Source organism: uncultured Roseobacter sp. (assembly GCF_947488185.1).
In the GTDB taxonomy this organism is placed as follows: Bacteria; Pseudomonadota; Alphaproteobacteria; order Rhodobacterales; family Rhodobacteraceae; genus Roseobacter.
Genome location: NZ_CANKYM010000003.1, coordinates 395812 through 419322, shown reverse-complemented (window position 1 = coordinate 419322; position 23511 = coordinate 395812). Strand labels below are relative to the sequence as shown.

The window sequence follows — 23511 nt, the reverse complement described above, 5'->3', positions numbered from 1 at the left end:
CTCAGCTTTTGTTGGCCGCCTTTGGACGACGCAGGAAAATGGCGGTCATCGCCAGCCAGATGGCAGACAGCGAGAACCATGTGATCGCATATTGCAAGTGATCGTTCGGAATACCAGCGGTGTCTACCGGCCAGGGCGTCACGCCAAGGTCCGAATCCGGCGCCTCGCGCAACACGACCAGCACCGGCTCGGTGCTCAGCGTGCGGGCCATGGCGGGCACGTCGCGGGCAAACCAGATGTTGGTGTCAAGGTCAGGTGCGGGCGTGAACCCATCCGCCTCAATGGGATCATCGAGATTGCCAACCAGCGTCACCGGTCCCTCCGGTACTGGCGGCAGAGCAGTAATGCTATCTGCCACCCAGCCGGTATCAACCAGCACCCGACCATACCCTTCTGACTGAAACGGGCGGATGATGCGGTAGACAGCACCAATGGACTTCCGTGACGCCAAAACCCGGACATGGCCCCCTTCGGGATCGAATGCGCCGGTAAGCCGCACCGGCGCATAACGGCGCGGTTCAGGCTCCAGCGCGTCGCGCAACGCCACCGGGTCGGCGGCTATCTCGGTCTCGATATGGGTCAGCAGACCTTCTTTCCAGGCCAGGCGCTGCACCTGCCAGATGCCGAGGCTGATCAGGATCGCCGCCCCTCCCAGCCCGAAGATCAGAAAGAATGCCAGTCGCCGCATGAGTGTTCCGGACCTAAAAGGAAAAGCGCGCGAGAGCCGCGCGCTTTTTTCTCAAGACATGTAAGGCCGTTTAATGCGCTCCGGGCATCTGCCCGACACCCCAGATGTAAACGGCAAAGAAGAGAAACAGCCAGACCACGTCCACAAAGTGCCAGTACCAGGCGGCGGCCTCGAAGCCCACGTGTTTCTCTGGCGTGAAATGCCCCTTCAACGCGCGCACCAGACAGACGGTCAGGAAGATCGTCCCAATGATCACATGCGCGCCGTGAAAGCCGGTGGCCATGAAGAAGTTGGAGTAGAACTTGTCCCCGCCGAACTCCCAGCCCTTGTAGAGCAGGTAGGAGTATTCGTAGGCCTGCAGCGCTGTGAAGAGCACACCGAGGATGATCGAGATCGCCAGACCCCAGATCAGATCCTTGCGGTTGTTTTCATGCACCAGCGCGTGGTGCGCCCATGTGACCGCGCAGCCCGACAATAGCAGGATCAGCGTGTTGATCAGCGGCAGGTGGAACGCGTCCACGTGGTAGATTTCCGGCTGCACGTATTCCGTGCCCGCGTATCCGCTCATCGGGTAGATGGCGTGTTTGAAGAAGCTCCAGAACCACGCGGCAAAGAACATCACCTCGGACATGATAAAGAGGATGAAGCCATAGCGCAGGCCAATCCTGACCACGGGGGTGTGATCGCCGATCTTGCTTTCAGCCACGACCTCGGACCACCAGCCGAACATCACATAGAGCACGGCGACGAAACCGCCCCAGAACATGAACGGCGTGATCCCCTGCATCCACAAAACGGCGCCAAAGAGCATGAAGAACCCGGCGAGCGCGCCCAACAGGGGCCAGATCGAGGGATTCAGAATGTGGTAATCGTGGTTCTTTTCATGGGCCATGACGTCGCTTGCCTTATCTTGGTCAGTTCAGACTTGTGTCTGAGGTTGGTTCCATGTCCTGCACGGCGGCATAGCCTTCGGGCAGGTCAATTTCGTAGAATGTATAGGAGAGTGTGATGGTATGTATATATTTTCCGTCACGATCATCGACGATTTCCGGGTCCACGTAGAAGGTCACCGGCATCTGCACCCGTTCGCCGGGCTGCAGGATCTGTTCTTCGAAACAAAAACACTGGATCTTGTTGAAAAAGCCGCCCGCCTGATAGGGGGTGACATTGTAGCTGGCAGAACCTGCAATCGGGCGGTTCGTCGGGTTGTAGGCCTCGTAAAAGGCCAGGCCGGTTTCACCGATGCGCACTTCCATTTCGCGTTCGACCGGCTTGAAGGTCCACGCCATTTCGCTGTGCAGCGAGCCATCGAAACGCACTTTTATCGTCTGGTCCAACACGTCATCCGGGGCGACATCGGACACGCCGGTCACACCGCCAAATCCGGTCACCCGACAGAACCAGTCGTAGAACGGTACGGAGGCCCAGGCGAGCCCGCCCATGACAAGCACGACACTGACAGTCTGGGCAACGGTTTTCGCAGGTCCTGACAGCGCCATTACTGGGTCAGCTCCTCTGCCTTGGGCAACTCAAAATCGCCATTGGTGACCTTGGTGAAGGTCAGAGCCAGCACCAGCACGACGAAGCCGGCCAGCATCAGGCCAACACCGATGTTCCGGCCCTTGCGCCGCGTGTGCAGTTCATGTTCAGGCTTGAAAGTCATGGCTCACCACCCCCCCATGCCAAAGGGGCGCAGCATCGCCTCGATCAGGATCATGCCAAAATGTGCAAAGAGGTACCACAGCGACAGGCGGAAGAACTTCTTTTCGACCCGATACGCGTCAGCCTCGGCCTGCGCTTCATCGCGGCGCCAGATGTCGAACGCCCCCTTCAGGAACAGCGCATTCAGGAGGACAGCGGCGGCAAGGTAAAGCGGGCCGCCAATGGCTGTGAACCCTGTGCCAACCGCCAGCAGCACCAAGAGCAGCGTATACCCCAATACATGCGCCCGTGTGGCACGACGCCCGTGGGTGACGGTCAGCATCGGCACATCCGCATCGTCGTAGTCTGATTTCATGAACAGCGCGAGCGCCCAGAAATGCGGCGGCGTCCACATGAAGATCAGCGCGAACATCAGCCAGGCCTCGACCGAGAAACTGCCCGTGGCAATCGCCCAGCCGATCACCGGCGGGAAAGCTCCAGCAGCGCCACCAATCACGATGTTCTGCGGCGTGGACCGTTTCAGCCACATGGAATAGATGACGGCGTAGAAGAAAATGGTGAAGGCCAGCAGCCCGGCAGCCAGCAGGTTCGCGGAGAGCCCCAGCATCATCACCGACAGGCCCGACAACGCCAGCCCGAGCGACAGAGCCTCGCCCGCTGGCACCCGACCCGAAGGGATCGGGCGCTTGGCGGTGCGGCGCATGACGGCGTCGATATCCGCGTCCCACCACATGTTCAGCGCACCGGAGGCCCCTGCCCCGATCGCCACGAACAGGATGGAGGAAAACGCAATTACCGGATGCACGAAGACCGGCGCCGCCAGCAACCCCACAAGGGCCGTGAACACCACCAGCGACATGACACGCGGCTTCAACAGGGCAAAATAATCGCCCAGTTGCGTGTCATATTCTCCGGCTGGAGTTGTGTAGCTCGCATCAGCCATTCATGTGCCTTCTATGCCATCAGCAGGTAGGGTGGGCTTTCAGGCCACCTGTGCCAGATCAGTTCGACGCGATCACGCGGGTTTGCGGAATGCCTGCGTATTCCTCTCTCGCTCCGGCCAGCCACTCGGCATAGGCCTCTTCCGAGACGACTTTCACGGTGATCGGCATATAGGCGTGGTTCAGACCGCACAGCTCTGAACACTGACCAAAGTAGATACCTTCCTGCTCCGCCTTGAACCACAGCTCCGCCAGACGTCCGGGCACCGCATCCTGCTTCACGCCAAAGGCGGGAATGGTCCAGGCATGGATCACGTCACCGCCTGTGACCTGCATGACGATGGTCTTGTTGACCGGCACCACGACGGAGGTATCGGTGGCCAGCAGGAACTCCTCTTCGGAGAAACCAGCCGCTTCCAGTTGTGCAATCACCTCGGGTGATTTCTGGTTTGTGCCCCCCGTTGCAGGCGCACCAATCATGTAGCTGGAGAATTCGAACCCCTCATCCACATACTCATAGTCCCAATACCATTGATATCCGGTCACCTTGATCGTGATATCCGCTTCGGGAATCTCCTGCTGCTTGAACAGGATCGGCAGAGAGAACGCACCGATGAACACCAGGATCACAATAGGAATCACGGTCCAGGCGATCTCAACCGGTGTATTATGGGTGAAGGATGCAGGCTCCGCATTGCGCTTGGCATTGTAGCGGATGGCGACCCAGAGGATCAGCGCCGTCACGAACAGCGTGATCGCGGTGATGATCACCAGAATCATGCCGTCCAGCCACTGCAGGTCTTCCGCCAGCTCGGTCACGGCAGGTTGAAAGCCCATTTTGCCATCCACGGGACGCCCAATGATTTCTAGATTGTCCTGTGCCTGGGCCGCTGTTGCTGCAAAACCAGCCATCAGGCCTGAGAATGTGAAAAAACGTTTCATGTGTCGTCCTGATCTTGGGATCATCTTTGGTTGGCGGGCGGGGAAAGGACTGCGCACCATCCCGTCCGTTGTAATCTGTGCTCTTACAATCATATTCTGATCGCGAGATAAAGAGTTCAGCTTGCGTCATAGAGACGCTGAATGCAGATTTACCCGCCTTTGGAGGAAATCACCTATGACAGACACCCCTTTCACGCCCTTTCAGGATGCGCTCGACCGGGATGCGGCCCTTGATGTGCTGCGCGCAGCGACCCAGGGCGCGGATGATGGGGAGCTGTTTCTGGAACGGCGCCGCTCCGAGGCGCTCGTCTTCGACGACGGGCGTCTGAAGACGGCCAGCTACGATGCTTCGGAGGGGTTCGGCCTGCGCGCCGTGTGCGGCGAGGTGGCTGGCTACGCTCATTCCACCGAAATTTCGGAAACCGCTCTGAAACGCGCCTCCGAGACCGCGCGTCTGGCGGTGGGCGACGGCGGCGGCACAATGGCGGACGCGCCAAACCCGACCAATATCAAGCTTTATACCGATGAAGACCCCATTGCCGGGGCTGCCTTTCCCGTCAAGATCGATACATTGCGGCAGATCGATGCTTTTGCCCGGGACCTAGATGCGCGGGTCGTGCAGGTCTCCGCGACCATTGCCGCCAGCCTGCAGGAAGTCGAAATTCTGCGTCCGGACGGGCAGTCGTTCCGGGATGTGCGCCCGATGACGCGGGTGAATGTCTCGGTGATCGTCGAGGAAAACGGACGCCGGGAAAGCGGCTCCGCCGGGGGCGGTGGCCGTGTGGGCTTGGATGGCCTGATCGATCCGGCGGACTGGCAGACCAAGACGCGCGAGGCGCTGCGGGTGGCTGTCGTGAACTTGGGCGCGGTGCCTGCCCCCGCTGGTGTCATGGATGTCGTGCTGGGCCCGGGCTGGCCCGGTATCCTGCTGCACGAGGCCATCGGCCATGGGCTGGAGGGGGATTTCAACCGCAAGGGCTCCTCCGCCTTTGCCGGTCTCATGGGTCAACGCATCGCCAGCAAGGGCGTGACCGTGCTCGACGATGGCACAATCCCGGACCGGCGCGGCTCCATCAGCATCGACGATGAAGGCACGCCCTCGGGCAAGAACACTTTGATCGACGACGGCATTCTGGTGGGCTTCATGCAGGACCGGCAAAACGCCCGGCTGATGGGCGTGGCCCCCACTGGCAACGGGCGCCGTGAAAGCTATGCCCATGCGCCAATGCCACGGATGACCAATACCTATATGATGGGCGGCGACAGCGACCCGGGCGACATTCTCGCTGATCTCAAGGATGGCATCTACGCTGTGGGGTTTGGCGGCGGTCAGGTGGACATCACCAACGGCAAGTTCGTCTTCAGCTGCACCGAGGCCTACCGGGTGGAAAACGGCAAGGTCGGTGCGCCGGTCAAAGGAGCCACGCTGATCGGGGATGGGGCCACCGCGCTCAAGCAGATTCGCGCCATCGGAAATGACATGGCGCTTGATCCCGGCATGGGCAATTGCGGCAAAGCAGGACAATGGGTGCCGGTGGGCGTGGGCCAACCCACGTTGATGATCGGTGGCCTGACGGTGGGCGGTTCGGCCTCCTGATCCGGGCCACTCTCCCCAGAAATAGCGAGGCCAACACGGGGCATTGATTCATGCGTTGTTAACCAACTCGCCTTAAACCTGATTCTGCAACGGACGGAGACGCGGATGACTGATGACAAGGACCACAATCCTTCTTCCACTCACCCCCCACTCCCACCCACCTCGGAAGACGAACAGTTCTCCCGTCTCCGTTTGTTGCGATCCCGCCGGGTTGGCGTAACGACGTATAAACGACTGCTGACTGAACACGGCACTGCGCAGAACGCGCTGGCCGCGCTACCTGAGGTAGCGCGTGCCGCCGGCGTTGAAAAATACCAGATTTGTCCCGAAGCCGTGGTGCAGGCCGAGTTGAATGCCGCACGCAAAGTCGGCGCGCGCCTTATCATGCAGGGCACCCCGGCCTACCCCGAATTGCTTGAAGACCTGGACGACGCCCCTCCGTTTCTATGGGTTATGGGGGATCCAAGCCTTCTCAAACGCCCTATGATTTCACTTGTGGGTGCGCGCAACGCCTCCTCTCTCGGCACCCGCATGGCCAAGGCGCTCGCCCGCGACCTCGGTGCCGCCGGTTACGTGATCGTCTCCGGCCTTGCGCGTGGTGTCGATGCGGCAGCGCATCTCGCCGCTCTGGCCACCGGCACAGTTGCGGTGCAGGCAGGTGGGGTCGATGTGATTTATCCCACCGAAAACATGAAGCTGGCACAAGACATCATGGCAGCCGGGGTAAGGGTGTCGGAACAGCCTATGGGGCTCCAGCCGATTGCGCGGCACTTCCCGAGCCGAAACCGCATCATCTCCGGCCTCAGCCGCGCGACGGTTGTTGTCGAAGCTGCAGCAAAATCAGGTAGCCTGATCACGGCGCGGGACGCGCTGGACCAGGGACGCGAGGTTCTGGCCGTCCCGGGCAGCCCCTTCGACGCCCGCGCCGCCGGGTGCAATCAGCTGATCCGAGAGGGATCTACATTGGTGCGCGGTGCAGATGACGTGTTGGAAGCGCTCACCCCCTTGCATGGCAACGCGCCGGAACTGCCGTTGCAGCTGCCGGTTAAGACCGTAGAGAAAAAGCGCCCCGCGTTGAAAGAAGTGGCCGCGTTGCACAACAAGATCCTGTCGCGCCTGAGCCCCGCCCCCGTGGCCGAGGACCAGTTGATCCGCGATCTGGCCGTAGCCCCCGCAGAGGCGGCGCCGGTTCTGCTGGACCTCGAAATGGACGGCAAAATCACGCGCCGCGCCGGTGGCCTGCTGTCTCGCGCCTGAGTGTTATCTGCACGTTATCTTGCCACGCCACGCCATAGCCGATTCTGTCCGGGATCGAGCCAAGTTTTCCATTGAATTTGACCCGATGCGCCGCTGCTATCCACGCGGAAAACTGCGTGCGACAAGAATGAGCAGATTGACAAAATCCGCTTGCACAGCACATCTGGCTTGAGCATAGACGCAGAAAATTTCACCCAGAGGTGCCCCAGTACATGCCAGTTGTAGTTGTTGAATCCCCGGCTAAAGCCAAGACAATCAACGCATATTTGGGGAGTGACTACACCGTCCTGGCCTCTTACGGGCATGTCCGCGATTTGCCCCCGAAAGATGGTTCTGTCGACCCCGAGAACGAATTCGACATGCTCTGGGAGGTGGCCTCCGACAGCAAGAAACACGTCAAAGCGATCGCGGATGCGCTGAAAGATGACAACGCGCTCATCCTCGCGACCGACCCTGATCGCGAGGGCGAGGCGATTAGCTGGCACCTGCAGGAAGCGCTAACCAAGCGCAAGTCGATCAAGAAGGATACCCCCGTCTCCCGGGTCGTGTTCAATCAGATCACGAAAAAGGCCGTGACCGAGGCGATGCAGAACCCGCGCCAGGTCGATATGCCACTGGTCGAGGCCTATCTGGCGCGCCGGGCGCTCGACTATCTGGTGGGTTTCAATCTCTCGCCGGTGCTCTGGCGCAAACTGCCGGGCGCGAAATCCGCGGGCCGCGTGCAATCGGTCACCCTGCGCCTCATCGTTGAGCGCGAGATGGAGATCGAAGCCTTCCGCAACCGCGAATACTGGTCGGTCAAGGCGCAGCTCGCCACACCGCGCGGGCAGGAGTTCGATGCACGTCTGACCGTTCTGGCGGGCAAGAAGCTCGACAAATTCGATATCGAGAACCAGACACAGGCCGAAATGGCCGTGCAGGCCATCAGCTCCCGCGATCTGACAGTGCAGTCGGTCGAGGCCAAGCCTGCCAATCGCAACCCCGCCGCCCCTTTCATGACCTCAACCCTGCAGCAGGAGGCCAGCCGCAAGTTCGGCATGGGCGCGCGCCAGACCATGTCCACCGCGCAGCGGCTCTACGAGGCAGGTTACATTACATATATGCGGACCGACGGCATCGACATGGCGCCCGAGGCCGTGCAGGCCGCCCGGGACGCGATTGGGACGCTTTATGGCAAGGAATACGTGCCCGGCAGCCCGCGCATGTACAAAAACAAGGCCAAGAACGCGCAGGAGGCCCACGAATGCGTGCGCCCCACAGATATGATGACCAAGGCGGAGGATCTGAAGACCTCCGATGCCGATCAACGCAAGCTCTATGATCTGATCTGGAAACGCACGCTGGCCTGCCAGATGGAAGCCGCCCGCATGGAACGCACAACTGTCGATGTGGGCAGCGCCGATGGCCAGATCATGCTGCGCGCCACCGGTCAGGTTGTGCTCTTCGATGGCTTCCTGCGGGTCTATGAAGAAGGCCGTGACGATGTGGTGGATGAGGACGACAAGCGCCTGCCCCAGATCGACGAAGGTGACAAGATGGACAAGCGCGCCGTCACGCCGGAGCAACATTTCACCCAGCCGCCGCCGCGCTATACCGAGGCCACGCTGGTCAAGAAGATGGAAGAGCTGGGCATCGGGCGCCCCTCGACTTACGCGTCGATTGTCACCACAATTCAGGATCGTGAGTACGTTCGTAAGGACAAGAACCGCCTGATCCCCGAGGACAAGGGGCGTTTGGTCACAGCCTTTCTGGAGAATTACTTCCGTAAATACGTCGGCTACGGCTTTACCGCCGATCTGGAAAACGAGCTCGATGACGTGAGCGCCGGCGATGCGGAATGGAAGGAAGTGCTGCGGCGCTTCTGGCGCGATTTCTCCGCCGCCATTTCTGAGACCGCCGACCTGCGTATCACCGAAGTGCTGGAGAAGATCAACGAGGTGCTGGAGCCGCATCTGTTTCCACCCAACGAGGACGGTACCGACCCGCGGCTCTGCCCCAACTGCGGTGCCGGGCGACTCAGCATGCGCACGGCGCGCTCCGGCGGGGCCTTCATCGGCTGCTCGAACTATCCCGAATGCCGGTACACTCGCGCCTTCGGTCCGCCCGGTGAAGAAGACGACAGCGGCATCCCGCCCGAGGGCAAGCTGCTCGGCGAGGACGCAGGCGACAAAATCTACGCCTTCAAGGGGCGCTTCGGCCCGTACGTGCAGCGCGGCGAGGTCACGGAGGACAACAAGAAGCCACCGCGCCAGTCGATTCCCAAGGATTGGCCGCCCGAGGATGTGAACCTGCCGCAGGCGCTCAAACTGCTGTCCCTGCCCCGTGAAATCGGCCCACATCCCGAAGATGGCGTGACCGTATGGTCAAACATCGGGCGGTATGGGCCTTACTTGAAACATGCGGCCTCCACCTCGGAGCGCGGCGGCACAAACGCCAATCTCGAGAGCATTGATGAGGTGTTTACCGTCGGCATGAACCGCGCCGTGCAGCTATTAGCCGAAAAGGTCGCCAGCCGTGGCGGGCGTGGTGCTGCGGCCAAAACCCTGCGGGAGTTGGGCGAACATCCTGATCAGGGTGGCCAGATCAGCATCATGGAAGGCAAGTATGGGCCTTACGTGAAGTGGGAAAAGATCAATGCAACGCTGCCCAAGGGCACCGAACCGGACGATTTGACCATTGAAGCAGCGATCCTGCTGATTGATGAAAAGGCTGCCAAAAAGGGTACGGGACGCCGCAAGACAGCTGCAAAAAAGAAGGCGCCGGCCAAGAAGAAAGCAGTCGCCAAAAAAGCATGAGCTCCGGACTTCTGCAGGATAGTGCAGCTTTTGCCTGAAAGTGGTCAAAGCGGTTTGACCGAGGCCAAAGCTGTTCTATATTCCCAGTTGAATGACATGATCGCCAGTCAACGAGCGGTTATTGTACATGAGAAGGCGTTCGGTCTTTCGGTCGGGCTCAGGGAGCGAGATGAACAATCGGCATGATACAGCGTCGCTGACGCTCTATGGAGTATTGCGAGATCGCAAGGCACTGGTTGCCTGCATATCCGAAGGGCGTGGTACCCTCTATTTTCGTAGGAAGGCTGGTACAGGGACTGCACATCCCAACGATAAAACGGATGCGCCGCAGCACATGCGTCAAGATGATGTGAGCAGCCTGCGCAGCACATGTGGGCGATGCTTCGCACGCGGCACATATGAACAGCGCGCCGAGTGGCGCGTAACTCGAGCAGCGTGAGGCGCGCCGGATATGGCAGATTCTCTAAATTCTTTGCTCATTGAAGACACCTCTTTCGACGGGTTCAGCCGCACGCAGCTGCCGTTGATCATGACCAACCCGCATCTCGAAGATAACCCTATTGTCTATGTCAATCAGGCTTTCACACGGCAAACGGGGTATGCGCGCAGTGCGGTCATCGGTCGTAACTGCCGCTTTCTGCAGGGCGAAAACACCGAAAAAGCGGCTGTAGACCTGCTCCGGGCCTCCATTGAGGCCAAGGAGTCTGCAACGGTGGACCTGCTGAACTACCGTGCGAACGGCGAGCCTTTCATGAACAGGTTGGTGATTGCACCGATCTTTGATGAAAATGAACAGGTTCAGTACTTCATGGGTGTCCAGCAAGAGTTGCGCCACGGCGAGCGCAGCGACACGGCCGAACAGATCAACGCTCAGTTGATAGAAGTACAGGACCGGGTCGAGGCGGATATGTCGATGATCATCAGCATGATCCGGCAACAGTCAAATTCGACGTCTGTACCGGCTGAATACGCTGCGCTGACCCGGCGCATCGAAACGCTGCAGCTGCTTTACGAAGAAATGAAGCTGTCTGATATGCAGTCAAACCGCGACAGTATCCACATGGGGAGCTATCTGTCGCGCCTCTGCTGCGCGATTGGACATGTCTATGGACGTTCCGGTATTCGGCTTAACCTGCAGATCGATCCGCTCGACATCCCAATCGAGACCGCCTCCCGCGTTGGGCTTGTGGTGGCGGAGCTGCTGACAAACGCCTTCCAGCACGCTTTCGATCGCATTGATACCGGGCTTGTGGAGGTGCGGATGACGCAGCTCAGCGCTGGCGGTCTGCGCGTGACCGTTTCCGACGACGGCGTGGGCATTCCGAACTACATGACCTGGCCGGACACCACCACCGTCGGTGGGCGCATGGTCAACGGCCTGATCGAAGGTCTTGAGGGCACTTTGCAACTCGGACGCGGGGCCGCAGGAAGTTTTGTCACAATAGATGTCCCGGCGGGCGCCACTCTGACACGATAGATCGCGTGCTCGGGCGGAGGACGGCGCTCCGCACCCTCCCTCCCACACGACGGCAAGGAAACCTATGACGAGTGCAGGCAAGCCTACAGTATTGAAATTTTGTGGTTCGACGGGGGCACTCAGTGTCCGAGTTTGACATCACCCGCAGTGTTGATGGTACCAAGGGACGCTATGTGCTGATCCAGAACGGGCACGAAGCCGACCTGACATATTCTATTCTCTCACCGCAAACGGTCATTGCCGATCACACGGCGGTTCCGGATGCGCTTAGGGGGTCGGGTGCCGGACAGGCTCTCGTGGCCCGATTGATTGCAGATGCACGCCTGGAAGGCTTCAAGATCGTACCGCTCTGCCCGTTTGTGAACGCGCAACGCCGACGCCATCCTGAATGGGCCGACGTCTTCAGCGTCTAGTTCATGGCGGCAAAGACGCAGCCATCCGTAATCAATTCAGGTGGTGTTTTGCACAATCCGCGCGCAACCTGAAACGCGGCCAGAACCTTGGGCACATAGTCCCGGGTCTCGGGAAAGGGTGGCACGCCCTCGTGGCTGCGTACGGATCCTTCGCCTGCGTTGTACCCGGCCAGCACCAGAACCGGGTCGCCTGCGAACTCCCCCATCAACCAATCAAGGTATTTGACACCGCCCGCGATGTTCTCGGCGGCAATCAGGCTGTCCTGAACTCCAAAACGTGCTGCCGTATCAGGCATCAATTGCATCAGGCCCTGCGCCCCCGCCTTGCTAATGGCATCCGGCCTGCCAGATGACTCAACGGAGATCACGGCGAGCACCAAAGCGGGTGATACCTTCGTTCCAATGGTGGACTTTAGTATCTCGACACCATTGGCCTGCGCGATGCTCTGCATATGCTGCAATCTTGGGGCTGCAATTTTCCCCGACCCGGTGATGACATCCATGATGGTCTCAAGTCGTCCCGGCTGCACGTCGAAAATGGAGGGCGACACCCTGTCCCAGAACCAGCTGTATTGGCCAAGCGGCTGCGTGGCAGGTGGCGGTGCGTCCGCTTCAGGCAGCTCCGGTTCAGGTTTCGGCACCGCAAGTGCTGCCTTCTGCGCCTCGGGGTCAATCTGCACCTTAATCCGTTTTTGCCCGGTTTTTGGCACCCCGACCCGCTTCGCTTCGAAGACAGGAAAGGGTTTTGGTGTTTCGGCCTCTATGGAATCGCCTGAAAACGCCACGGCAAAGGCCGCGATACATGGTAGGATACGCATATCGACTGCTCGCGATCTGTTTTGTGCGTTGTTTTGCAGCCAACATCGCAGAGAAACCCACGTCACACCAGTAAATCCGGGCCTTGAACGCGGCGATTTTGCCACATTCGGGCGTCACTTTAATGAAATGTAAACATCAGAGAGTTTTTTTTTCTTTCTGATTCATCGCGTTACGATTTTTCTGGCGATTTTCGACGGCGAATCCTCAAAAGTCACATTTGCCGCCAAAATCATGCCCCAATCCCTTGGCTATATTGCTGCATACCAAGTCGGACGGGCCAAACGAGAGAAACGGTCACTGAGGACGGCAAGGTTAGCAAGTGAAATCTAAATGATCCTTTGGAGGGACATACCATGATGAAATTTATCAAGAACTTCCGTAAAGACGAAGACGGTGCCGTGACAGTTGACTGGGTTGTGCTGACAGCCGCAGTTGTTGGCCTGGCGATCGCAGCTTATCAGTCCATCGAAGATGGCGCGACAGCTCTGACCGACTCCACATCTTCGTTCCTGGGCACCCAGACAGTTGGCAGCATCGGCGAATCTTCGTCCAGCGGCAGCAGCTAATACAGGCGCCCTTACCGCCTGACTTTATTTGATGGGGCCGCCTTCATTCGCGTGAACGCGGCCCTGTTTTTACCCGGACCCACACAAGGTTCCTCAATTGAAAGCATCACACATGTTGCACGCTTTTAAAAATTTCAAAGACGATGAGGCCGGGGCTGTTACTGTAGACTGGGTGGTCTTGACTGCCGCAGTGGTTGGACTTGCAGTTGGGCTCGTTGTTGAGCTCAAAGCCGGTTCCGCCGGACTAACCGAAAGTACCGAGAGTTTTCTCGGCACCCAGGTTGTCGGCGAGATTGGCGAATAAAGTTACATTGCGCCAAACAGACTCAATTGAACCTCCCTGTCCTCGTACAGGGCGGTTCTTTTTTTGTGAAGCGAAGACCTCAGACGGATCCAATGATGCGTGACGACAGGCTTGATGTTGTTGCGCTTCACGCACTGCGCAAATGCCCCAATTGGATATGATTGTTGCGATATCCGACAGAAAGCCCTGCGTCTGACACGCGTTAATCCCGAAATTGCCACAATCCCTTGGGATAACCTTGGCAAAATGACCTGTTTGTTTACGGGCCATGTGAAACACGAGGTAAGATTATGCGAATGATATTCGGATTGGTGCTTCTGGCCGGGCTCGCGCTGGCTGGCGGCGCGGTATACATGGCAAAGAACTACATCGGCACCTACCAGGCCGAACTGGCGCGCGCCAAGCAGAATGAAGCGCAGCTTGTACCAACCCAAATCGTCTACGTCGCTACGCGTGAGCTGGGGTATGGCGAACGGCTGACAAAGGAAGATGTCCGCCCGGTCGCCTGGCCGCAATCCGCGATCCCCGAAGGCACTTTTAGTGACATCGAACTGCTGTTCCCGGCAGACGAAGAAGAGCCTCGCTTGATCGTTCGGGCGATGGAGAAAGACGAGGCCGTGCTGGCCGTGAAAGTCACCGAGCCTGGTGAGGACATCGGTCTGACCACCCGTCTGGAAAAAGGCATGCGTGCTTTTGCGATCCGGGTCGACGTTGCCAGCGGCGTGTCGGGCTTCCTGCGTCCGGGTGACCGGGTTGACGTGTATTGGACAGGTCGCGTGGAATTCGGCGGCGGCAGTGAAGATGTCACTAAGCTGATCGATACGTCTGTCCGCCTGATCGCTGTGGACCAGGACGACAAGACCACCAACGGTGCGCGGATTGCCCGGACAGTAACGGTAGCAGTGCGCCCGGAACAGGTTGCGGCCCTTGCACAGGCTCAGTCTACCGGGACACTTTCCCTGTCGCTTGTGGGCGTTGGCGACGACACAGAGCTTTCCGAAATCGAGGTCGATCAGGTTTCTCTGCTCGGTCTGAAGGAGGCAGCACCTGCACCCAAGGTAGAGCAAAAGCGGGAATGCAGCATCAGAACCCGCCGTGGGGCGGAAGTTGTGGCGATCCCGATCCCCTGCACAAACTAAAGCAAAACCAACACATTACGAAGGCGCCGCACGTCCCTGCGGCGCCTTTCATTTTTTTGTCTGTTGCCATTTATCCACATAAAGGCAGGTGCAGAACCCGTTGATTCTTGCAAAAAAATCAAAACCGACGCAGAGTACAGCCTATGCGGGCACCAAGACCCGAAACCGAGGCGTGATCAAAAAGGGCAGGTCACATGAAAATTGATGGAATGTTTAAGGCGGCCCTTTTGGGGCTGACACTAAGCGTGTCGCCGCTGGCGCTTACCGCACCAGTCACGGCACAAGCAGACACATTGCGTGTGGTCACCAAGGGCACCAATAAGACACTTGCGGTTCCCATGAACCGCGCGGTTGTTGTTGAAAGCGAAATTCCTTTCGCCGAACTCAGCATCGCCAATCCCGGCATCGCGGATATCTCGTCCCTGTCGGACCGCAGCATCTACGTGCTTGGCAAAACACCGGGCATGACGACATTGACGCTGCTGGATGCAACCGGTCAGCTGATTACCAATGTCGAGGTGCGTGTTGCACCTGATGTAACGGAATTCAAAGAGCGTTTGGGCCAAATCCTTCCCGGCGAGCGCATTGAAGTGCGCACCGCGAATGATGGCATCGTTTTGTCCGGCACGGTATCCAGCTCTCAAAAACTGCAAAAAGCACTTGATCTGGCGCAGCGCTACGCGCCGGACAGAGTGTCCAACCTGATGAGCGTTGGTGGCATTCAGCAGGTAATGCTGAAAGTACGCTTTGCCGAGATGAACCGCACAGTATCCAAGGCCTTCAGCACGTCGCTGGCGCTGGATAACCCGCTGTCAGGCGGGGATACCGGGCAGATCGGGACCGGCACCTCCAACACATCAGGTGGCGTTGCCAACTCTCTCAACGGCCTGATCCCGTCCAGCAATGACAACTTTGGTGCCGTCCTCTTCGGCTTCAACGTCGGATCGACACAGGTCGGTATTTTGCTCGAAGCCCTTGAACGCAAAGGGGCCGTGCGCACATTGGCTGAACCAAATCTGGTTGCCCTGTCCGGGCAGGAGGCGAATTTCCTTGCGGGCGGCGAATACCCCGTTCCAGTCGCGCAAGACAGCGACACGATCAGCGTGGAATTCAAACCCTTTGGTGTCGAGCTGAACTTCGTCCCCCGCGTGGTAGACGAAGACATCATCAACCTGCAGCTTTCCGCAGCGGTCTCGGCAATTGATCCCTCCAATGGTATTTCGCTGGGCGGTGGGTTTGAACTTGACGCCTTCTCGCGCCGCGAGACCTCCACGACGGTCGAGATGCGCGACGGTGAAAGCTTTGCGATTGCAGGCCTTTTGCAAGATGATTTCACCGATCAGTCTTCGCAACTGCCCTGGATCGGTGATGTGCCCATTCTGGGTGCCCTGTTCCGAAGCGCGGACTATCAACGCAGCCAGACGGAACTGGTGATCATCATCACCGCCCACCTGGTTTCCCCTACCCGTGGCGAGGCCCTGTCCTTGCCAACTGACCGGATCAAGCCGCCGACCGAACAGGATCTGTTTCTCTTTGGTCGGACCACCAGAAACGCCAATGCACCCCGCCGGGGTGCCGCCGGCGAAGTCGCCAAGCAAGACTTCAGCGGGTCCTACGGCTACGTGATGGAGTGATAGGATGGAACGCCTGACATATCGGAAAACACACGCAGTTGTCCTGCTTGTCGGTCTTGCGACCCTCGCGGCGTGCGGCGAACAGGGAAGCGGCGGGAAATGGTTCCGCGAAGCCGGAGCGCAGCTTGACAGCGGCGAGTTTGGCAACGCAACGATGCAAAACATGGTTGCCCATGTCTGCAACCCGAACGGCAGCACGTACAAGACCGGCAAGATCGGCACATCGCCAAAAGATCCTGTGGTTGTCCTTGATCCTGTGAGTTCTCCTGCAAATCCAGTGTACCGCGTACATTGTACAGGTCGGCTGGACGGAAAATATGCTCGCGTGATCTATCGCGACTATGTTGGCAGCGCTGGACAGGCCATCACTGTCTCGACAGCGACAGGCGAGTAGAGCCCCCGGCTCTACTCCAACAAATCCGCCCTCAAACACGGTTATTGTGTCGAGATACCCAACAATTGGGCGGATTAAGCCCTAATCTCGCCCAAGTTCACTGCGACTTTCCCTCCAATGGGACACTTATGTCCGGCCACAGAGCTGGGCATGGGCGGTCGCAGGGGACGTTGGGGTGACATAAAAAACAATCCTCCATCGGCTTTCTGCCTCGCCCTTGAACACAAAGGAAGACGAGGCAATGAGCACAATGCCGCAACCGGATACATCACTTATCGTCGCCTGCACGGTCAGTCGCGATGTGCAAAACTTCGATTTGCTGATTGAAGATATGGAGTTGGCACTCGGCGAGAGTTGGGGCGATCTCGGTTTTGCTGAAGCGCTCGCTTTTTTTGGACAGCCGGAAGCGCAAGCGCTTGAATTCATTGCCCTCGCCATTGACGAAACCGACGAGGACAACCTGCCGCTCATGGGTGAGATTATCACGCAGGCCAAGGCGCGGGGCATCAAGGTCATTCTGATCGCTGAAGACGTGACCCCCGCATCCCTGCATTCCTTGCTGCGTCAGGGTGCGGACGAGTTTGTCCCCTACCCGCTTCCTGAAAACGAATTGGGCGAAGCCATCGAGCGGGTACGCATGCAGGAAGAGGCGTTGCCTGCCTCCGCCGCCGCCCCCACCTTGCAATCCTCAAATCAAAAAGAGGGTGCGGTGATCGTTGTGCACGGCTTGGCTGGCGGCACTGGTGCCACCACCCTCGGCGTCAACCTGGCTTGGGAACTGGCGACAGCCGAAAAAGAAAACGGCCCAAGTGTGTGCGTACTGGATCTCGATCTTCAATACGGTGCTGTCGCAACCTTCCTCGACCTGCCGCGTCGCGAAGTTGTCTACGATATGCTGTCTGACACCGAAGGCATGGACGACGAGATTTTTGGCCAGTCACTGCTGACCTTTCAGGACAAGATGCAGGTGCTGACCGCGCCGATGGAAATGCTGCCACTGGACATCATCACAGCCGAAGACGTGAACCGTGTGCTCGATATGGCACGTCGGCACTTTGACTACGTGGTGATCGATATGCCCTCAACGCTGGTCAGCTGGTCCGAAGCGGTCCTGAGCGCTGCCCACGTTTACTTTGCAACCGTTGAGCTCGACATGCGCTGTGCTCAAAACACCCTGCGTTTCAAGCGGGCGTTGCAGGCCGAAGAACTGCCGGTCGAGAAACTGCGCTACGTCATGAACCGTGCACCAAAGTTTACCGATCTCAGCGGCAAGGCTCGTGTGAAACGGATGGCGGAAAGCCTCGGCATCTCGATTGATGTGCACATGCCCGACGGTGGCAAGCCCATCACGCAGGGCGCCGACCACGGTCTGCCGCTTGCGCAATCCGCTCCCAAGAACCCATTGCGGCGCGAGATCGCGAAACTGGCGGCATCGATCCACGAGTTGAACACCAATGACGTAAAAGCGGCCTGATCCGCCAAAGGAATAGCGCATGTTCTCGAAGTATAAAAAGCCATCGGCGACCCCGCCTGCCGCGAGCAAGGAAGCAGCACCCGTCGCCGATATCGCGTCAGCCAAGCCAGCAGCCGCGGCAGCGGTGACCCGCAAAGCGGCACCGGCGTCGTCGGCACAGGTCACGCCGATGGACAAGGAACGAAAGCGCAAAGAACGCATGGGCGAGATCAAGCTCGATCTCCACCGTGTGCTGCTCGATAACCTGAACCTGTCGGCCCTGGAGCATGCGACCGAACAGGATTTGCGCCAGGAGATCAGTGCAATTTCGAGCGAGTTTCTGGAAGAACGCAGCATCGTTCTGAACCGTGAAGATCGCCAGAACCTGACATCCGAGCTCTATGACGAAGTGACAGGCCTTGGGCCACTCGAAACCCTTCTGAAAGATGAAACCGTGAACGATATCCTCGTGAACGGGCCACAACAGATTTTCGTGGAACGCTCCGGCAAGCTGGAACTGACCGACGTCACCTTCAAGGACGAACGCCACCTTCTGCGGATCATCGACAAGATCGTCTCCGCCGTGGGCCGCCGTGTCGACGAAAGCAATCCTTACGTGGACGCCCGTCTCAAGGACGGTTCGCGCTTCAACGCGATGGTGCCGCCGGTGGCCGTGGACGGCAGCCTCGTTTCCATCCGGAAGTTCAAGAAAGACAAGTTGGGTATCGATGATCTGGTAGAATTTGGCGCTTTCACCGAAGAAATGGCTGCATATTTGCAAGCAGCTGTCGCCACGCGCCTCAATGTGATCGTCTCGGGAGGTACAGGTTCGGGTAAAACGACAACCCTCAACGCACTGAGTTCCTTCATCGACAATGCTGAACGCATCCTGACCATCGAGGATACGGCGGAGCTGCAACTGCAACAGACCCATGTGGGCCGGATGGAAAGCCGCCCGCCGAACGTCGAAGGCAAGGGCGAGGTCTCGCCCCGCGACTGTCTGAAGAACGCCCTGCGGATGCGCCCCGACCGGATCATCGTCGGCGAGACACGCGGTGAAGAGGTCATCGACATGCTGCAGGCCATGAACACTGGCCACGACGGCTCCATGACCACGATCCACGCCAACTCTGCCCGAGATGGGGTGAGCCGTCTGGAGAACATGATTGCCATGGCCGGGATCGAAATGCCTCTGAAGGCCGTGCGCTCCCAAATCTCTTCGGCCGTGAACCTCATCGTGCAGGCTTCGCGCCTTCAGGATGGCTCACGCCGCATGACGTCGATCACAGAGATCACCGGCATGGAAGGTGAGGTCATCTCGATGCAGGAGATTTTCCGTTACCAGCGCGTTGGCCTGACACCCGAGAACAAGATCATCGGTCACTTTACCGCCACCGGCGTCCGCTCGGCCTATGCTGAACGGTTCCGCATGTGGGGTTACGACTTGCCACCTTCCATCTACGAGCCCATCGCGGCCGAATAAGGATCAGGATAATGAGTGCAGAACCAATCATCTACGGCTTGATTTTCATCGGCGTACTGGTGCTGGTCGAAGGCCTGTATCTGGTCACCTTCGGCAAATCGATCAGCCTCAACAGCCGCGTGAATCGCCGGTTGGAAATGCTCGACAAGGGCAATGGTCGCGAAGAGGTGCTGGAAAAGCTGCGCAAGGAAATGCAGCAGCACATGAAAAGCCGTAGCATTCCGCTGTATTCCCTGTTGGGGGAAAAAGCACAAAAGGCCGCCATTGCCTTTACGCCACGCCAGTTGATCATGGTTATGGCGCTGCTGGCGGGCGTCGCCTTCATGGGACTGACCGTGGGCACCGCGACAGAGGTTGGCGTCCGCGCCCTGCTCTCCGTCGGCATTGGTGTCGGGGCAGTCTACTTCTGGGTGTCCTCCAAGGCGAACAAACGTCTGTCGATGATCGAAGAACAACTGCCTGATGCAGTGGAACTGATGGTGCGGAGCTTGCGCGTGGGTCACCCGTTTTCCTCGGCCATCCAGATCGTGGCCAAGGAAGTTCAGGATCCTTTGGCCTCGGAATTCGGCATGATTGCAGATGAATCCGCCTATGGTCGCGATGTGGGTGATGCACTCAAGGAAATGGCGGAACGCCTGGACATGCAGGATCTGCGCTTCCTTGCCGTGGCCGTGACAATCCAGCAGACTTCGGGCGGTAATCTCGCCGAAATTCTGGCCGGTCTGGCCAAGGTGATCCGCGCGCGCTTCCGTCTCTTCCGCCGTGTGAAAGCGATCACCGCAGAGGCGAAATGGTCCGGCAAGTTCCTGTCCGCCTTCCCGATCGTGGCATTGATCGTCATCAACGTCTCTGACCCCAATTACTACGATGAGGTGCGCGACCACGCGCTGTTCATTCCTGCGTGTTTCACCGTGGGCATTCTACTCGCACTGAACCTTCTGGTGATGCGCATTCTGACCGATATCAAGGTGTAGGGAACTGATCCAATGGAATTCTTAAGCTCTTTCAACACCATGATCATCGAACTTCTTGGCCCTCTTGGCCCGATCATTATCCTTGGCACCATCGGCTTGATCATGGTTGCTGTGACGGTCACACTGATCCTGCAACAGCCCGAAGACCCAATGGCAAAGCTGAAGAAATCGGTCCAATCGCCCAATGCGGCGAAGGAACCGCAGCAGCGCCTGCGCCAGGGAGAACGCAACGAGCAGTTGCAAAAGTTCGCCAGTTTCCTGGAACCCAAGGACGTGGCCACGCTCAGCAAGAAGCAACTGCAGCTGACGCAGGCGGGTTATCAGAGCAAGGATGCGGTGCGCATCTTCCATTTCGCGCAGTTTGCCTTGGGAATCCTGGGGCTGCTCGGCGCCTTTGTCTACCTGATCATTCTGGGCGGTGGCGAAGGGTTCAGCAGCAACAAGATGATGATCTACTTCATCGTGCCCGGCGGTATCGGGTATTATCTGCCCAGCTACTGGGTGACCCGCCGGGTCGAGATGCGCAAGGAGGAAATCACCCGCGGTTTCCCTGACAGTCTGGACATGATGCTGGTCTGCGTCGAGGCGGGCCAATCGCTCGATCAATCCATCGTCCGCGTGGCGCGCGAATTGCACGCCTCCTACCCGGCGCTGGCGCAGGAGTTCGACATGGTCGCCTATGAGATGAAGGCCGGTAAAGACAAGGTTACGGTGCTCAACGATATGGGTGAACGTTGTGGCGTACAGGACGTATCCTCGTTTGTGACCGTTCTGATCCAGTCCGCAACCTTCGGGACATCCATCGCCGAAGCCCTTCGGGTTTACGCCGGCGAAATGCGGGACAAGCGCGTGATGCGCGCGGAAGAGGCCGCAAACAAGTTGCCAACCAAGATGACCCTTGCCACTATGATGTTGACCGTGCCGCCACTGCTGATCATCCTGGTCGGTCCTTCGGTACACGGCATCACGCAACTGGGAAACATGGGCGCTAACTGATGACATCAAGGCTGACGTGGGCGCCTTGGCCCGCTGCCTTACTAATCGCCGGTCTCGGACTTGCCGCCTGCAACACGGGCGGCAGTTCCGTTCCCGAGGGTCAGATTGATGCTCCCGGCGTTGACCTGAACGCTGACGCGGTGGATGGAATTGAAGTCGGTCATCGCCTGATAGCAGCCGGGGAATACGAACTGGCGATTAGATCTTTCAACCGTGCCGCTCTTGATCGAGGCAAGATTGACGCTGAAATCCTTGCGGGCTTGGGCAGTGCCAACCTTGGGCTGGGCCGTTTGGGTCAGGCTGAAACCCTTCTGCGCCGTGCCATTGCCTCCGAGGGCGCGCAGCCAGAAGACTGGAACAATCTCGGCGTTGTGCTCATGGAAGCGGGCAAAACGGTCGAGGCAGAGCAGATTTTCAAACGGGCCTTTGCCCTCGACAATGGCGAAAGTGTCGCAATTCGCGACAACTTGCGCTTAGCACTCGCAAAATCCGAAAATTCTGCTACAACAGCCTTACAAACCGACGACTATAAGTTGGTCCGGCGTGGCAGCAGTGATTTCCTGATCCGTCCAACGCCGTAATTGAGGTAAGAGCAGTAAAAGGACGCACAGCATGCGCCATCCTATCCTTCTGTCCGCCTGTCTGGCGGGTGCAGTACTCGTTGCAGGCTGCGCCGAGAATGAAGACGAAACCGTTGAACGCGCTTTTCAGGACGTCAACGTTGTCGATGAATCCAATTTGAACGATGTGATGCTCACCGTAGCGGACCCCAACGAGGCGGTAAATTACTTCACCCGAACCGCCAAGGAAAAGCCGGACCGCATCGATGTGCAGCGCGGGCTTGCCTATTCGCTGGTGCGCGCGAAACGCTTTACCGAGGCGGCGACTGCCTGGGAAAAAGTGACCACGATGGAGGGTACCACGGCCGAAGATAGCGTGGCCTTTGCCGACACCCTCATCCGCACAGGTGACTGGGCCAAGGCCGAAGCCACGTTGGACGCGCTGCCGCCAACGCATGAAACCTTCAACCGATACCGGCTGGAGGCGATGCTGGCGGACAGCAACGAAGAATGGACCAAGTCCGATAGTTTCTACGAGATCGCGACAGGGCTGACGACAAAACCATCAGGCGTGCTGAACAACTGGGGGTATTCCAAGCTGACCCGCGGTGACTACAAGGAAGCTGAACGCCTCTTTGGCGAAGCCATTCGTCAGGATCCCACACTCTTTACCGCCAAGAACAACCTCGTTCTGGCCCGTGGCGCGCGGCGGGATTATACCCTGCCGGTGATCCCGATGGATCAAACAGAACGGGCACAACTGCTGCACACCATGGCTCTGTCGGCGATCAAGCAAGGTGATGTGAGCGTCGGCAAATCACTGTTGCGGGATGCCATCGAAACGCATCCGCAACACTTTGAGCCAGCCGTGCGCGCGTTGAACGCACTCGATACCTGACGGCAGGCACCCATGGCAATCACGGCCTCTTCCGCCTGGTGGTTTTTGCCATTCGTGCTGCCCTTGTGCTTTTACGTGGCCTTCACCGACCTGTCGCGGATGAAGATCACCAACCAGACAGTGATCGTGCTGGCATTGGTTTTCGTGGTGATTGGGCCTTTTGCAATGCCCAGCTTTGATGTGTACCTGTGGCGATTGGCGCAACTGGCAATCATGCTGGTCCTTGGCATCCTGCTCAACGGGATCGGGGCCATGGGTGCAGGCGATGCAAAATTCATAGCAGCCGCAGCACCTTACGTGGCATTGCCTGACCTGCGGCTGATCATGGCGCTGCTCGCAGCATCACTGCTTGCCGCCTTCGTCACCCACCGCATTGCGCGCGCCACCGGCCTGCGCAACCTGGCGCCCCATTGGGCCAGCTGGGATCAGGGCAAGAAATTCCCCATGGGGCTCGCACTTGGCATGGCTCTTGCCCTCTACTTGATCCTCGGTGCTCTTAAAGGCGCCTGAATTACGCCA

At 58.6% G+C, this 23511-nt stretch carries 24 protein-coding genes; 17 read left to right on the top strand and 7 right to left on the bottom strand.

The window, feature by feature from the left end:
* Position 1 precedes the first annotated feature (1 nt).
* The 6 genes from Q1A52_RS13220 to coxB all read right to left on the bottom strand — a co-directional run bounded on the left by Q1A52_RS13220 (position 2) and on the right by coxB (position 4233).
* On the bottom strand, positions 2-688 hold the full coding sequence (locus Q1A52_RS13220; RefSeq protein WP_300016066.1) for an SURF1 family protein: 687 nt from the start codon (positions 686-688) through the stop codon (positions 2-4).
* 70 nt (positions 689-758) lie between these two features.
* Positions 759-1580: a cytochrome c oxidase subunit 3 gene (locus tag Q1A52_RS13215; RefSeq protein WP_300016063.1), complete on the bottom strand. Its 822-nt coding sequence runs from the start codon at positions 1578-1580 to the stop codon at positions 759-761.
* A 22-nt stretch (positions 1581-1602) separates the two neighbouring features.
* Positions 1603-2187, bottom strand: a complete 585-nt coding sequence (locus Q1A52_RS13210; RefSeq protein ID WP_195818610.1) for a cytochrome c oxidase assembly protein — start codon at positions 2185-2187, stop codon at positions 1603-1605.
* Positions 2187-2351 (bottom strand): cytochrome C oxidase assembly protein, encoded by a 165-nt coding sequence (locus tag Q1A52_RS13205; RefSeq protein WP_299782398.1) that lies wholly within the window; start codon positions 2349-2351, stop codon positions 2187-2189. The genes Q1A52_RS13210 and Q1A52_RS13205 overlap by 1 nt, the downstream gene beginning before the upstream one ends.
* 3 nt (positions 2352-2354) lie before the next feature.
* Entirely contained in the window at positions 2355-3293 is a 939-nt protein-coding gene (gene cyoE, locus Q1A52_RS13200; protein ID WP_300016060.1) for a heme o synthase, read from the bottom strand.
* A gap of 58 nt (positions 3294-3351) precedes the next feature.
* The gene (gene coxB, locus Q1A52_RS13195) at positions 3352-4233 is read right to left on the bottom strand and encodes a cytochrome c oxidase subunit II (protein WP_299782394.1); all 882 of its coding nucleotides are present in this window, start codon (positions 4231-4233) and stop codon (positions 3352-3354) included.
* Positions 4234-4408: 175 nt separating this feature from the next.
* Between coxB and tldD the strand changes: the two genes are divergently transcribed.
* From tldD to Q1A52_RS13170, 5 genes are all read left to right on the top strand, one after another.
* Positions 4409-5830, top strand: a complete 1422-nt coding sequence (gene tldD / locus Q1A52_RS13190) for a metalloprotease TldD (protein WP_300016057.1) — start codon at positions 4409-4411, stop codon at positions 5828-5830.
* 105 nt (positions 5831-5935) lie between these two features.
* Positions 5936-7087: a DNA-processing protein DprA gene (dprA, locus tag Q1A52_RS13185; RefSeq protein ID WP_300016052.1), complete on the top strand. Its 1152-nt coding sequence runs from the start codon at positions 5936-5938 to the stop codon at positions 7085-7087.
* Positions 7088-7299: 212 nt separating this feature from the next.
* Entirely contained in the window at positions 7300-9882 is a 2583-nt protein-coding gene (gene topA, locus Q1A52_RS13180; RefSeq protein ID WP_300016049.1) for a type I DNA topoisomerase, read from the top strand.
* 451 nt (positions 9883-10333) lie between these two features.
* Positions 10334-11359 (top strand): PAS domain-containing protein, encoded by a 1026-nt coding sequence (locus tag Q1A52_RS13175; protein WP_300016046.1) that lies wholly within the window; start codon positions 10334-10336, stop codon positions 11357-11359.
* A gap of 122 nt (positions 11360-11481) precedes the next feature.
* On the top strand, positions 11482-11772 hold the full coding sequence (locus Q1A52_RS13170) for a GNAT family N-acetyltransferase (RefSeq protein ID WP_300016044.1): 291 nt from the start codon (positions 11482-11484) through the stop codon (positions 11770-11772).
* On the opposite strand, the gene Q1A52_RS13165 is transcribed toward Q1A52_RS13170, so the two are convergent.
* Positions 11769-12590, bottom strand: a complete 822-nt coding sequence (locus tag Q1A52_RS13165; RefSeq protein WP_300016041.1) for a lytic transglycosylase domain-containing protein — start codon at positions 12588-12590, stop codon at positions 11769-11771. The genes Q1A52_RS13170 and Q1A52_RS13165 overlap by 4 nt on opposite strands.
* Before the next feature lie 354 nt (positions 12591-12944).
* On the opposite strand from Q1A52_RS13165, the gene Q1A52_RS13160 reads away from it, so the two are divergent.
* The 12 genes from Q1A52_RS13160 to Q1A52_RS13105 all read left to right on the top strand — a co-directional run bounded on the left by Q1A52_RS13160 (position 12945) and on the right by Q1A52_RS13105 (position 23502).
* Positions 12945-13157, top strand: coding sequence for a hypothetical protein (locus tag Q1A52_RS13160; RefSeq protein WP_299782381.1), 213 nt, complete (start codon positions 12945-12947; stop codon positions 13155-13157).
* A gap of 112 nt (positions 13158-13269) precedes the next feature.
* Positions 13270-13461, top strand: a complete 192-nt coding sequence (locus Q1A52_RS13155) for a hypothetical protein (RefSeq protein WP_299782379.1) — start codon at positions 13270-13272, stop codon at positions 13459-13461.
* A 290-nt stretch (positions 13462-13751) separates the two neighbouring features.
* Positions 13752-14600: a Flp pilus assembly protein CpaB gene (gene cpaB, locus Q1A52_RS13150; protein WP_300016038.1), complete on the top strand. Its 849-nt coding sequence runs from the start codon at positions 13752-13754 to the stop codon at positions 14598-14600.
* A gap of 194 nt (positions 14601-14794) precedes the next feature.
* Positions 14795-16234, top strand: coding sequence for a type II and III secretion system protein family protein (locus Q1A52_RS13145; RefSeq protein WP_299782375.1), 1440 nt, complete (start codon positions 14795-14797; stop codon positions 16232-16234).
* A 4-nt stretch (positions 16235-16238) separates the two neighbouring features.
* Positions 16239-16628: a hypothetical protein gene (locus tag Q1A52_RS13140; RefSeq protein ID WP_299782373.1), complete on the top strand. Its 390-nt coding sequence runs from the start codon at positions 16239-16241 to the stop codon at positions 16626-16628.
* A 241-nt stretch (positions 16629-16869) separates the two neighbouring features.
* The gene (locus Q1A52_RS13135; protein WP_299782371.1) at positions 16870-18102 is read left to right on the top strand and encodes an AAA family ATPase; all 1233 of its coding nucleotides are present in this window, start codon (positions 16870-16872) and stop codon (positions 18100-18102) included.
* Between the two features lie 19 nt (positions 18103-18121).
* A complete protein-coding gene (locus tag Q1A52_RS13130; RefSeq protein WP_300016035.1) occupies positions 18122-19564 on the top strand; it encodes a CpaF family protein in 1443 nt (480 codons plus the stop codon).
* Between the two features lie 11 nt (positions 19565-19575).
* A complete protein-coding gene (locus Q1A52_RS13125; protein ID WP_300016030.1) occupies positions 19576-20538 on the top strand; it encodes a type II secretion system F family protein in 963 nt (320 codons plus the stop codon).
* 12 nt (positions 20539-20550) lie between these two features.
* The gene (locus Q1A52_RS13120; RefSeq protein WP_299826742.1) at positions 20551-21534 is read left to right on the top strand and encodes a type II secretion system F family protein; all 984 of its coding nucleotides are present in this window, start codon (positions 20551-20553) and stop codon (positions 21532-21534) included.
* Positions 21534-22115 carry a tetratricopeptide repeat protein gene (locus Q1A52_RS13115; RefSeq protein ID WP_300016026.1) on the top strand — a complete coding sequence of 194 codons (582 nt, stop codon included), beginning with the start codon at positions 21534-21536 and terminating at the stop codon, positions 22113-22115. Before Q1A52_RS13120 ends, Q1A52_RS13115 begins: the two co-directional genes overlap by 1 nt.
* 31 nt (positions 22116-22146) lie before the next feature.
* Positions 22147-22992 (top strand): tetratricopeptide repeat protein, encoded by an 846-nt coding sequence (locus tag Q1A52_RS13110; protein ID WP_299782362.1) that lies wholly within the window; start codon positions 22147-22149, stop codon positions 22990-22992.
* 12 nt (positions 22993-23004) lie between these two features.
* On the top strand, positions 23005-23502 hold the full coding sequence (locus tag Q1A52_RS13105) for a prepilin peptidase (RefSeq protein ID WP_300016024.1): 498 nt from the start codon (positions 23005-23007) through the stop codon (positions 23500-23502).
* The last annotated feature ends 9 nt before the right edge of the window (positions 23503-23511 follow it).